General features: G+C 39.7%; 13 protein-coding genes and 1 other annotated feature. Of the genes, 2 read left to right on the plus strand and 11 right to left on the minus strand.

The window, feature by feature from the left end; translation table 11 throughout:
- Positions 1–36 precede the first annotated feature (36 nt).
- The 10 genes from rplJ to CRN97_RS03995 form a co-directional block, all read right to left on the minus strand.
- On the minus strand, positions 37–591 hold the full coding sequence (gene rplJ, locus CRN97_RS03950; protein ID WP_044936382.1) for a 50S ribosomal protein L10: 555 nt from the start codon (positions 589–591) through the stop codon (positions 37–39).
- A 39-nt stretch (positions 592–630) separates the two neighbouring features.
- Positions 631–765: a sequence feature (ribosomal protein L10 leader region), on the minus strand.
- Positions 766–794: 29 nt separating this feature from the next.
- Positions 795–1,490 (minus strand): 50S ribosomal protein L1, encoded by a 696-nt coding sequence (gene rplA, locus CRN97_RS03955; RefSeq protein ID WP_044936385.1) that lies wholly within the window; start codon positions 1,488–1,490, stop codon positions 795–797.
- Positions 1,491–1,573: 83 nt separating this feature from the next.
- The gene (gene rplK / locus CRN97_RS03960; RefSeq protein ID WP_028234589.1) at positions 1,574–1,999 is read right to left on the minus strand and encodes a 50S ribosomal protein L11; all 426 of its coding nucleotides are present in this window, start codon (positions 1,997–1,999) and stop codon (positions 1,574–1,576) included.
- Between the two features lie 10 nt (positions 2,000–2,009).
- A complete protein-coding gene (gene nusG / locus CRN97_RS03965; protein ID WP_033152865.1) occupies positions 2,010–2,540 on the minus strand; it encodes a transcription termination/antitermination protein NusG in 531 nt (176 codons plus the stop codon).
- A gap of 14 nt (positions 2,541–2,554) precedes the next feature.
- On the minus strand, positions 2,555–2,752 hold the full coding sequence (secE, locus tag CRN97_RS03970; RefSeq protein ID WP_033152863.1) for a preprotein translocase subunit SecE: 198 nt from the start codon (positions 2,750–2,752) through the stop codon (positions 2,555–2,557).
- A gap of 18 nt (positions 2,753–2,770) precedes the next feature.
- Positions 2,771–2,920 carry a 50S ribosomal protein L33 gene (gene rpmG / locus CRN97_RS03975; protein ID WP_028234592.1) on the minus strand — a complete coding sequence of 50 codons (150 nt, stop codon included), beginning with the start codon at positions 2,918–2,920 and terminating at the stop codon, positions 2,771–2,773.
- Positions 2,921–3,088: 168 nt separating this feature from the next.
- Positions 3,089–3,949, minus strand: coding sequence for a carbohydrate ABC transporter permease (locus CRN97_RS03980; protein ID WP_074790894.1), 861 nt, complete (start codon positions 3,947–3,949; stop codon positions 3,089–3,091).
- A gap of 39 nt (positions 3,950–3,988) precedes the next feature.
- Positions 3,989–4,897: a carbohydrate ABC transporter permease gene (locus CRN97_RS03985; protein ID WP_097075948.1), complete on the minus strand. Its 909-nt coding sequence runs from the start codon at positions 4,895–4,897 to the stop codon at positions 3,989–3,991.
- 89 nt (positions 4,898–4,986) lie between these two features.
- Positions 4,987–6,384: an ABC transporter substrate-binding protein gene (locus CRN97_RS03990; RefSeq protein ID WP_097075949.1), complete on the minus strand. Its 1,398-nt coding sequence runs from the start codon at positions 6,382–6,384 to the stop codon at positions 4,987–4,989.
- A gap of 128 nt (positions 6,385–6,512) precedes the next feature.
- Positions 6,513–7,526: a LacI family DNA-binding transcriptional regulator gene (locus CRN97_RS03995; protein WP_097075950.1), complete on the minus strand. Its 1,014-nt coding sequence runs from the start codon at positions 7,524–7,526 to the stop codon at positions 6,513–6,515.
- Between the two features lie 320 nt (positions 7,527–7,846).
- Here CRN97_RS03995 and CRN97_RS04000 point away from each other — a divergent pair, with 320 nt between their 5' ends.
- The gene (locus CRN97_RS04000) at positions 7,847–10,282 is read left to right on the plus strand and encodes a GH36-type glycosyl hydrolase domain-containing protein (RefSeq protein WP_097075951.1); all 2,436 of its coding nucleotides are present in this window, start codon (positions 7,847–7,849) and stop codon (positions 10,280–10,282) included.
- A 119-nt stretch (positions 10,283–10,401) separates the two neighbouring features.
- Complete coding sequence (locus CRN97_RS04005) at positions 10,402–11,289, plus strand: RluA family pseudouridine synthase (protein ID WP_097075952.1); 888 nt, start codon at positions 10,402–10,404, stop codon at positions 11,287–11,289.
- On the opposite strand, the gene CRN97_RS04010 is transcribed toward CRN97_RS04005, so the two are convergent.
- Positions 11,280–11,729 carry a J domain-containing protein gene (locus CRN97_RS04010; RefSeq protein WP_097075953.1) on the minus strand — a complete coding sequence of 150 codons (450 nt, stop codon included), beginning with the start codon at positions 11,727–11,729 and terminating at the stop codon, positions 11,280–11,282. The genes CRN97_RS04005 and CRN97_RS04010 overlap by 10 nt on opposite strands.
- Positions 11,730–11,808: the final 79 nt, after the last annotated feature.

An 11,808-nucleotide genomic window follows, 5' to 3' on the forward strand; every position in this document is an offset into this window, starting at 1 on the left:
TTTTCCTCCATTAAATAATAATAAAAATCAATTAAATTACTCTGCTTCTGTTGCAGGTGCTTCCTCTGCTGGAGCCTCTGCCTCTGCAGCTGGTGCCTCTGTAGATGCACCACCCTGCTCTGCGATCTGGTTGAGAACGCGAGCGAAGTTTGTGATTGGTGACTGTAAGCTTCCAAGTAACTTTGAAAGAAGTTCCTCTCTGCTTGGTACAGCTGCAACTGCTGACATACCATTAGCATCATAGAATGTACCTTCTACGACACCAGCCTTAATCTCAAGGTTTGTAGCTGTCTTAGCAAATTTAGCAAGAATTCTTGCTGGAGCTGTAGCATCATCCTTTGAAACAGCGATTGCACTTGGTCCTTCAAGAACATCATCAAGTGATGCAAAATCTGTTCCCTCGAAAGCACGCTTCATAAGTGTGTTCTTGTATACCTTGTAAGTAACACCAGCCTCGCGAAGCTGCTTACGTAACTGTGTGTCTTCTGCAACTGTAAGTCCACGAGCGTCTACAACTACAACTGAAGCTGCATCCTTAATCTGCTCTGAGATCTCGTCAACTATTGGCTGCTTTAATTCAACTTTTGCCACGAATTTTTCCTCCTTATAATATTTGTTTGTTGCTTATATGAGGATAAAGTAAAACCCTCTATGTCAAAGACATAGAGGGTGATTAATCGATAAATACTTAATCGTCCTCGGCTGGTAGATAAAATCTTTACGGCTAACGCCACCTGCTGTCTTCGGCAACAACTTTATGCATTATATCATCATGTATATTGGGCTGTCAACAATTAGTTAGAAACCTTTGCAACATTAAGCTTAACGCCAGGTCCCATTGTAGGAGCAAGTGAAATGCTCTTAATGTACTGACCCTTTAAGCTTGCTGGCTTAGCCTTGTTGATAGCGTCCATAAGAGTCTGGAAGTTGTCCGCTAACTGCTCCTCTGTGAAAGAAGCCTTTCCGATAGGTACATGGATAATGTTTGTCTTATCAAGTCTATACTCAATCTTACCAGCTTTGATTTCTTCAACAGCCTTAGCAACATCCATTGTTACTGTACCAGCCTTAGGGTTTGGCATAAGTCCTCTAGGTCCAAGTACACGACCAAGACGGCCAACAACACCCATCATGTCTGGAGTAGCAACTACTGAATCGAACTCTGCCCAACCTTCGTTCTGAATCTTAGGGATGAGTTCCTCGCCGCCTACGAAATCAGCGCCTGCAGCCTGTGCCTCATCAAGCTTAGCACCCTTAGCGAATACTAAAACTCGAACAGTCTTACCTGTACCGTGTGGAAGTACTACAGCACCACGAATCTGCTGCTCAGCGTGACGTCCGTCACAACCAGTTCTGATATGAGCTTCAATTGTCTCATCAAATTTTGCAGTAGCATTCTTCTTTACCTGTGCGATTGCTTCTGCTGGATCGAATGCAGCTGACTTATCGTATGAGCTAACAGCTGCAACGTATTTCTTTCCTCTTTTCATGTTTACCTCCTGTGGTTTATCGAGCTAATGCTCTCCCACTCAAATCTTTAATAGTAAGAACGTTGTTTTCGCTAAGCTGTGAATTATTCAACAACCTCAACGCCCATTGATCTACATGTTCCTTCGATCATGCTCATAGCAGCCTCAAGTGATGCTGCGTTAAGGTCAGGCATCTTTGTCTCTGCGATTTCCTGAACCTGAGCCTTTGTAATCTTTGCAACCTTTGTCTTGTTAGGTGTGCCTGAAGCCTTCTGAAGCTTGCAAGCCTTCTTAATAAGAACTGCTGCTGGTGGAGTCTTTGTGATGAAGCTGAAGCTTCTATCTGCATAAACAGTGATAATTGTAGGAACAATTGTATCTCCCATATCTGCTGTCTTTGCGTTAAACTGCTTTGTAAACTCCACGATGTTTACACCATGCTGACCAAGTGCTGGACCAACTGGTGGGGCTGGTGTAGCCTTGCCTGCTGGAATCTGCAACTTGATATAGCCTTCAATTTTCTTTGCCATGATATTCCTCCTAATCCATCTTGCGTACGTCTGTGAAATCAATTTCTACTGGTGTTTCACGTCCGAACATTTCAACGCTGATGGTTACTGTCTGCTTCTTAGCATTGATAGACTTAACAACGCCCACAGTATCTTTCCAGGTACCGTCTACGACACTAAGAGTATCTCCGACTTCGAAGTCAACCTCAACGTTGACTCTTTCAGTGCTTTCGCCTAGTAAGTATGCTTTAACTTCAGCCTCTGACAATGGCACTGGTTTACTTCCTGGTCCAACGAAGCCTGTAACACCTCTAGTATTTCTGACAACGTACCAGGTCTCGTCATTCATAATCATCTCAATAAGAACGTAACCAGGGTACATCTTCTTTGAAACTTGTTTCTTGACGCCGTCCCTAGTTTCGGTAACCTCAACCATTGGTACTCTAACATCAAGAATCTGCTCCTCGAGATGTTGTGTCTCGATAGCCTTTTCAATGTTTGTCTTGACTTTGTTCTCATAGCCTGAGTAAGTATGAACTACATACCACTTTGCCTCTGCCATATGCGATGCCTCCATTATAAATTAACTAGGATATTTACACCCTTGTTGATCACTGCATCTAAAACGATGATGATCACTGCTACAACTACTGACACAGCAACAACTGCTGTTGTCTGTTTTGACACGTCCTTTGGATCTGCCCAGACAATCTTTCCGAATTCTGTCTTAAGACCCGCAAAACGTCCTGACTTGGTTTTCTTTTCCTCTGCCATTTTGCACCTCCCGGATGACTATTTAGTCTCTTTGTGCATTGTGTGCTTCTTGCAGAATCTGCAATACTTCTTTGTTTCCATTCTGTCAGGGTGTGTCTTCTTGTCTTTTGTCATGTTGTAATTACGCTGCTGGCACTCTGTGCAAGCTAATGTTATCTTTGTGCGCACAACTTCCACCTCCGTTAAATTTCTACTTTGGTCTACTTATACTCACTTGTCATAGCGAACAATTTGACAAGGCGAAAAAAGAGCATAAAAAAAAGACCTGCTTTTCTTAGTCGCTAGCTAAATTTAGCACACGACGCAAGAACTGTCAAGTCTTTTTCATTATTATGTTTAGCCCTTTACACCACCAAGTGTAACGCCACCTACAATATATCTAGAAAGTATTAGGTATACAATTATAACAGGGAAGATTGAGAATGCAATCATAATATAAACCTGTCCCATGTCAAACTTTAACCAGTCTGCATTACGAAGCTGAGCAATTAAAATAGGAAGTGTCTTCTTTGTATCATCGTGAAGAACAAGAGCTGGAGTGAAGTAATTATTCCAGCTACCTACAAAGCTGAATATTGCCTGTACAGCAATTGCTGGCTTCATAAGGGGTACTACAATCTGGTTAAATGTTCTAAATTCGCCAGAACCATCAATTCTGGCAGCCTCGATTAAGGAAAGAGGTAATGTAGAATCCATGTATTGCTTCATATAAAAGAATACAGCAGGAGATGCAATCGCAGGAATAATAAGTGGGATAGCACTATTATCCAAATGCATCTTGTCAATGAGCTGCAAGAAACCAAGTACAGTTACCTGTGTTGGAATCATCATAATCATTAATATGAAGGTAAACATAAACTTCTTTAATTTGAAGTCATATGCATGGATAGCATAAGCTGTCATTGTTGAAAAATATGTTGCAAGTGTAGCTGTAAGTACAGCGATTAAAAGTGAGTTAATCATACCACTTACAATAGGTAATGTTCCGTTTTTCAAGTTTGTCCAGTTCTCAATAAGATGGACACTTGGAAATGGAGTGAAACCTGCGCTCAATTCCGAATTACTTCTAGTAGAATTGATAAACAATACGTAGAACCAGAATAAGCACAAGAACGAAATTAAAATCAATACTATATAAGAAACTATTCTTCTAGCATGGACTCCGCCGCCCTGACTATTACTTGTGTTATTTGCCATTTTTATTCTCCTCATCTATTTTACTTAATCTCAACGATTTTATTTCTGTTCCTGAACATTAGTAAACTTATAAACTATCAAGCTTAAAATGGCTGTAATTACAAACATAAATACTGAAAGTGCACCTGCAAGTCCAAAGTTCTTACTATATAAATGCTTGTTCAAGTACATAATCAATGTCATAGATGAACGCATTGGATTACCAGTACCATTTGTTAAGATCTGAGGTACATCAAACATCTGCAAACCACCAATAAGAGATGTAATCATAACAAATACAAGAATTGGTCGAAGTAAAGGTAATGTTATTTTATAGAAAATCTGATTAGCAGTTGCACCATCAACCTGAGCAGCCTCAAAAAGAGATGGATCAATTCCAAGCATACCTGCCATCAGAAGAATTGTCGTATTTCCAAACCACATAAGGCAGTTCATTGTAGCTACCAATCCACGAACACTTGCCGCATGATCCATAAATGAGAATGCTTCCTTGAATACACCCAACTGGATAAGCAATGAGTTTATTGGTCCGCTATCTGCAAACAATGTAAAGAACAGCATAGCAAAAGCTGATGCCATAATTAAGTTTGGTAAATAAATTACCGTTTTAAAGAATGTTTGTCCTTTTAATCTAAGAGATGGATCTGTAAACCATGCTCCTAATAATAATGAAAGAATAATCTGTGGTATAAAGCCTAAAACCCACATAATCATTGTATTCTTGAAATACATTGGCAAATCACCGTTAGTTATGATTGTCGCATAGTTTGCAAGACCTACAAAATTAGGTCCAATTTGTGTAAGTCCTGAACGGTAATTTTCAAAGAATGAATTGTAAATAGTTGAAACTAGTGGGATCAACTGGAATATTAAAAATATTACTGTAAAAGGTATTAGAAAGATATAACCCCACTTATTATATCTAACAACTTTGCTCTTCTTGTTCATAAATGCTCCCTTTTAGTTCTTTTAAATAGGGCGCACAGGGCCAATCCCCATGCGCCCCAAATCATTTCACAGATTAGTTGCAGCTAGAATTAGTCTACTGAAACATCTGGATACTTCTCATGAACAGCTGTCTTGAACATATCAAGAGCTTCGTCTTTTGTTGCATTTCCTGTGAAGTAGTTCTTCATTGCCTTCTGGAACTCTTCTGTACATCCCTGATCGTACTTAGAAAGGTTTGAAAGATCTACTGTCTCAGCGCCTGCTGCAAGCTGCTCGTATGGATTCTGTCCACCGAGAAGGTCAAGGTTACCTTCGTCTGATGATGCAAGTTCTGCAAGAACTTCCTTGCTGTTTACGCAGTCAGCGTATGTTGTAGCAATATCCTTAAGAACTCCCTTATCTGTTGTCATTGTTACAATGATATCTTTTACAAGGTTAGCGTTGTCTGTACCTGTTGCAGCACATACCCATGTACCACCCCAGTAGTAAGACTGAGGACCTTCGCAATATCCCCAACCACCCTGGTTAGCGATTGTGCCATCCTGATCTGCATCAAGACAGAAGTTGAAGAACCAAGCTGGTCCAAAGTAGCAGAATACCTTTCCTTCTGGTCTCTTACCCTTTGCCCAGTCATCGCTCCAAAGATCATCTGTATCTTCAGCGCCTGCTTCAATAAGTGCCATAGAATCATCTACCCACTTATCAACGTTAGGATCAATTACAAGCTTGCCATCCTGTACCCACTGTCCAGATACGTTGTTAGCATATGTTCTGTATGTGTCGTTTACTGAGCACATTGTGTAACCAGCATCAGCTACCTTCTTAGCTGTCTCATTGTACTTATCCCAATCAGCTACTGCTGCCTGAACTTCTGCTGGATCATCTGTTCCAAGAACTTCCTTTGCAGCTTCTCTGTTGTAGATAAGACCAGCTGAGCATGCCTGCCACGAAGAGCCTTTGATACGTCCTGTGCTATCTGTTACGATGCTCTGTGTATATGAGTACTGATCTGAAAGAACATCAGATGTAATTCCAAGATCTGAAAGTGGAATAGTTACATCCTCGTCAACATACTTAAGAGCGTAATCAGCTTCTACCAAGAATAAATCTACCTTATCATCTGCAGCTGCGTCTGGCTGAGCGATAAGAGCCTCATCAAGGTTGTTCTGATATGCATTGTCTGTAGATGGTGTAATGTTCCAAACTACTTCAACATCACCAATCTTACCGTGAGTAGCATCTACTTCTTCGTATCCTGGATAGAAATCCTTTACACGTGTCTGCCACTCATCATTCCAACAATAAATGTTAAGAACTTTACCTGTGTCTTCAGGAAGTTCTACTGCTGCTGCCTCTGCATCAATCTCCTCTGTTGATGCTGGAGCTGCTGCTTCTTCTGTAGAAGCTGTTTCTGAGCTTCCACATCCAGCAAACATAGTTGCTGTCATTGTTGCCATTGCAAGCAAACTTACTAATCTTTTTTTCATTGTGTGTTCCTCCCAAAATATTTTTCCTGGACTTTTCGCCCCTCGATACTGATAGCCCCTCTGCATATCAGCATCATATTTACATTAATTTGTTCGCATTTATATAAGTTGATTTCTCAACCAAATGCCTAATTCAGTTTCTTTAGGGTATCCCCTTCAAGCAATCTTCCCTTTACTACAACTCGTTGTACTAATGTAGTTTTTGGTCTTTCAATTAAATCGATAAGATTCTTTCCTGCTTGTCTTCCTAACTCTTCTGTATCCTGTCTATATGTAGTAAGACGTGGTCTAATATGTCTTGCTACTTTAATTCCATCAAATCCAACAACTGATACATCATCAGGAACCTTTAACCCTTTTTCTGATATTGCCCTCATACCGCCATAAGCTGCGTAATCATCTGGATAGAAAATGCAGGTTGGTCTGTTTTCTAATTCCAACAGCTTCAATGTGCATTCATAAGCACCATGAGTATCTCTATATGGAGATTCCATTAAGTATTCATCTGGAGTTTCTATTCCATATTCTTCCATCTTTTTATGGAAAGTAACCAATCTTGTATGTGTTACTGAAGAATCAGCGCCGTGTATGTACGCGATTTTTCTATGGCCAGAACCTACTGCAAAATCAACTAGCTCAGTCATACCTCCAACATTATCTGAAAGGATTGTTGTTGTATCATTATAAATATGATCAATTGTTACAACTGGTATATCACTTTTTACTAGTTCAACTACTTCAGGATCTCCGAAGTGAACATTTGCAATAATTACACCATCGAATCTTCTATATCTTGCATGTGTAAGATAAGAATCTCTTCCAGGCCTTGATCTGTCATTTGAAATAAAGGTTATATCATATCCCTCTTTTTCAACTTCTCTTTTAAAGCCTTCAAGAACACTTGCGAAAAAGTCATGTTGCAAACCACTGTTGGCATCATCCATGAAAAGGACTCCTATATTATGAGTACGATTAGTTTTCATGGATTTCGCTGCCGCATTAGGAACATATCCTAATTCATTAGCAACTTTTCTAATTCTTTCCTTTGTTTCTGCGCCAATATCGCTGTGATCATTCAGCGCTTTACTAACTGTAGCTACTGATACACCGCATTGGCCGGCAATATCTTTTAATGAAACCATTACTCTCTCCCTGGTCTTTTAAACATTTGCTTAATCGTTTTCGTAACTTCAATATAGCTCCTTTTTACGAAATGTACAATACCTTTTCGAAAATTTGTCTTTTCGTTACAGTTTCGTAACCTGTTTTAGTGAAATATCGCCAAATATTTAACAACCTAATTGCTTTTTAGGATAATTATGGTATTCTAATGCCGAGAAATTATATCTTTTAACTTAAACGTTTACGCTTCGTTTTCTTTAAATGAACCGCTTTTCTCTCAAATTATTCACTTAATCGTTTTCTGTATGAATAATTGTTTCTTAGTTTTAGGGAGGAATATATGAAGTTCGGACATTTCGACGATCAAAACAAAGAATATGTAATCACAACTCCAAAAACTCCATTACCATGGATTAACTACTTGGGTTGTACCGATTTCTTTTCTTTAATGTCAAACACATGCGGCGGCTATACTTTCTATAAAGATGCAAAGCTTTTACGCATGACACGTTATCGCTATAACGACACAACTCCAGATACAAATGGTAAGTATTTCTATATTAAGGATGGAGATACAATTTGGAATCCTGGCTGGCAGCCAACAAAGACTGAATTAGACTCCTACGAATGTCGTCATGGTATTGGCTACAGCAAGTTTACTGGTGTTAAAAATGATGTAAAAGCAGAACTTATTACTTTTGTTCCAATTGGTGATCCAGTTGAATTAACAAAGGTAACAATTACAAATAACAGCTCAGCTCACAAAGATATTCAACTTTTCTCATATGTAGAATGGTGTCTATGGAATGCTGATGATGATATGAAGAATTATCAGCGTAACCTTTCAATCGGTGAGGTTGAAGTTATTGATTCTACTATTTATCACAAGACAGAATATCGCGAGCGCCGTAATCACTACGCTGTATATTCAGTTAATACTAAGATTGATGGTTTCGAGACAAGCCGAGATGAATTTAGAGGCGCTTACAATGGTCCAGATAGACCTGCAGCTGTAATTGAAGGAAAGCTTCACAATACTATCGCTTCAGGATGGTATCCAATCGCTTCACATCAGATTAACCTTTCACTTGATGCTGGAGAGTGCAAAACTTTCGTATTCGCTTTAGGATATGTGGAAAACCCTGAAGATGAAAAGTGGGAAAAGCCAGGTATCATTAATAAGAAGAGAGCTAATGCCCTTCTTGCTAAGTATCAGACTACAGAAGATTTTGACAACGCACTTGCAAAGCTTAATACATACTGGGATGGACTTCTCAGCAAGTTCCATGTTGAATCAAATGATGAGCATGTAAACCGTATGGTAAATATCTGGAACCAGTATCAGTGTATGGTTACATTCAACATGTCTCGTTCAGCTTCTTACTATGAGACAGGTATTGGCCGTGGAATGGGATTCAGAGATTCTTGTCAGGATTTACTTGGATTCGTACATCTGATTCCAGACAGAGCTCGTGAAAGAATCATTGATATTGCTTCAACTCAGTTCCAGGATGGTTCAGCATATCACCAGTATCAGCCTCTTACAAAGAAGGGTAATTCAGATATTGGTTCTGGCTTTAATGATGATCCACTTTGGCTCATCGCTGGAACAAGCGCATACATCCGCGAAACAGGAGACACATCAATTCTTAAGGAAATGGTTCCTTACGATAATGATATGTCAGTTGCTACAACACTTATGGAGCACTTAAAGCGCTCATTTGATTACATTGTAAATCACAAGGGGCCACACGATCTTCCACTTATTGGTCGTGCTGACTGGAACGACTGTCTCAACCTTAACTGCTTCTCAGAGCATCCAGGCGAAAGCTTCCAGTGCTTCGGACCTAGTGAAGGACCTGTTGCAGAATCAGTATTTATTGCTGGTATGTTTGTAAAATATGGTCGTGAATATGCCGCTCTTGCAAAGCTTATGGGAGACACTGCTGAAGAAGCTCGTGTTCTTGCAGAAGTTGATAAGATGACTGCTGCAATCGAAAAAGATGGTTGGGACGGCGATTGGTTTGTAAGAGCTTACGACGCTTACAGCCACAAAGTTGGTTCAAAGGAATGTGATGAGGGACAGATCTACATCGAGCCACAAGGTATGTGCGTAATGGCCGGTGTAGGCGTTGATGATGGTAACGCAAAGAAAGCCCTTGATTCTGTAAAAGAAAAGCTTGATACAAAGTACGGCGTAATGATTTTACAGCCTGCTTACACAAGATATCATCTTGAACTTGGTGAGATTACATCATATCCACCAGGATACAAAGAGAATGCTGGTATCTTCTGTCACAACAATCCATGGATTTCAATTGCTGAAACATGCATCGGCCGTGGTGACAGAGCATTTGAAGTTTACAAAAAGACCTGTCCTTCATATATCGAGGACATTTCAGAAATTCATAGAACTGAGCCATACGTTTACTCACAGATGGTTGCTGGCGCAGATGCCAGATTCCACGGTGAGGCTAAGAACAGCTGGCTCACAGGTACCGCTGCTTGGACATTTACAAATATTTCCCAGTATATCTTAGGAATCTACCCAACCTTAGAGGGATTATCTGTAAATCCATGTACACCTGCTGCATTTGGTGATTTCAAAATCACTCGTGAATACAGAGGTGTAATATACAACATCGAAATTAAGAATCCTAACCAGGTTCAAAAAGGTGTTGCAAGCCTTACTGTTGATGGCAAGGAAATCGAAGGAAACGTTATCCCATTCGATTCTTCTAAAAAAACAGTTAGCGTGGTTGCTACAATGAAGTAAAAGAGTAATAGCTTTACTTTCTTCATTTAACCAATTCTCCTTCTTCAATAAGAGCTCATACGCCCCAGTATGAGCTCTTTATTTTTGACTTTTTGTCTATATACAGATAAATTATAGCTATGAACAGAACATTAACTTATGAAATCAATTCTGAATATGCAGGGTATTCTATTGACAAATATCTAAAATCCCAGGGCTATTCCAGCGCCAATATCACCGCAATCAAAAAGATGCCTAATAATGTGGTTATCGATGGTGAGTGGGTACATATGAATCGCAAACTCCAAGCCGGCGAGATTTTAACCGTAAATATCTCCGAGGATAATTCATCAGAAAAGATACCACCAGTAAAAATGGATTTGGATATCGTTTATGAGGATGAGGATATAATCGTCATTAATAAGCCTGCTGGGCTCCCTATACACCCTAGCTTAAATCACTACGAAGATTCCTTAGCAAACGGTCTAGCATATTATTATGAGACTCAGGACAAGCCTTTTATATTTAGATGTGCCAATCGACTAGATAAGAACACCTCTGGACTTACTGTCATTGCCAAGCATTTAGTTTCTGGCAATATCTTATCTACAATGGTGAAAAACCGTGAATTTCACAGAGAATACTATGCCATCGTCCGCGGTCATCTTGATAAGCCTGAAGGCACAATAGATGCGCCTATAGGTCGAGTAGACGATTCTATCATTACAAGACAGGTCGATTATAAAAATGGTGAGCGCGCAGTCACTCACTATAAAGTGATAGACGAGAAAAAAGGGCACAGCCTAATCTCAATCCATCTTGAGACAGGCCGCACCCATCAAATTCGTGTCCATTTTAAATATATTGGCCATCCATTGATTGGAGACCATTTGTACAATCCTGATTTTGAATATATGACAAGACAAGCATTGCATTCCCACAAAATCAGTTTTGTTCACCCTATAACAAAAAAGGCAATGGAGTTTATCGCCCCATTGCCTGATGATATGAATTTCATTTACATCTGATTTTTGAGATCTTCGTATTCACGATTTATCTCTGCCACAGTAGCTGTGTCGCCAGATTCTCCATCAGGATGGTAAATCTTAATAAGGTCCTTATAACGCTTTTTAAGGGCCTTTGGTGTGGTGACACCAGAAAAGAACATCTCCCCGTGGACGATGTTATCCTCAGCTACGTAAGGCTCCACAGAATGAGCCTGTACTTGATCAAAGAATTTCTTCTTTCTCTCAAATTGTAATTTATCCTCAGCAAGCTTTTGAGTCTCCTGGATTAACAAGTCCCATTTCAACTCAAACTGTTTTTCCTGCTGCTCTAGAGTATGAATCCTTGCTTCAAACTCTCTTCTTTCTTTTAGCAAATCATTCCATGCTTTTTCTAACTCTTTATGTCGGTCCTCAAGTGCTTGCATGTCGATCTTGCCTTGACATGTGAGATCCTTTGCCATAATAACTCTCCCGTATAGTATTACATTCTAGGTATTGTGGAACTTCCCCAAAACTTGTAATGATTATACTATATGTTGT

The organism is Pseudobutyrivibrio ruminis DSM 9787 (assembly GCF_900218035.1).
GTDB lineage: Bacteria > Bacillota > Clostridia > Lachnospirales > Lachnospiraceae > Pseudobutyrivibrio > Pseudobutyrivibrio ruminis.

Bases quoted from the DNA above. Each gene is read 5' to 3' on its own strand.
- rplA (WP_044936385.1), bottom strand. From the start codon at position 1,490: ATGAAAAGAGGAAAGAAATACGTTGCAGCTGTTAGCTCATACGATAAG.
- rplK (WP_028234589.1), bottom strand. From the start codon at position 1,999: ATGGCAAAGAAAATTGAAGGCTATATCAAGTTGCAGATTCCAGCAGGC.
- nusG (WP_033152865.1), bottom strand. From the start codon at position 2,540: ATGGCAGAGGCAAAGTGGTATGTAGTTCATACTTACTCAGGCTATGAG.
- secE (WP_033152863.1), bottom strand. From the start codon at position 2,752: ATGGCAGAGGAAAAGAAAACCAAGTCAGGACGTTTTGCGGGTCTTAAG.
- CRN97_RS03980 (WP_074790894.1), bottom strand. From the start codon at position 3,949: ATGGCAAATAACACAAGTAATAGTCAGGGCGGCGGAGTCCATGCTAGA.
- CRN97_RS03985 (WP_097075948.1), bottom strand. From the start codon at position 4,897: ATGAACAAGAAGAGCAAAGTTGTTAGATATAATAAGTGGGGTTATATC.
- CRN97_RS03990 (WP_097075949.1), bottom strand. From the start codon at position 6,384: ATGAAAAAAAGATTAGTAAGTTTGCTTGCAATGGCAACAATGACAGCA.
- CRN97_RS03995 (WP_097075950.1), bottom strand. From the start codon at position 7,526: ATGGTTTCATTAAAAGATATTGCCGGCCAATGCGGTGTATCAGTAGCT.
- CRN97_RS04000 (WP_097075951.1), top strand. From the start codon at position 7,847: ATGAAGTTCGGACATTTCGACGATCAAAACAAAGAATATGTAATCACA.
- CRN97_RS04005 (WP_097075952.1), top strand. From the start codon at position 10,402: ATGAACAGAACATTAACTTATGAAATCAATTCTGAATATGCAGGGTAT.
- CRN97_RS04010 (WP_097075953.1), bottom strand. From the start codon at position 11,729: ATGGCAAAGGATCTCACATGTCAAGGCAAGATCGACATGCAAGCACTT.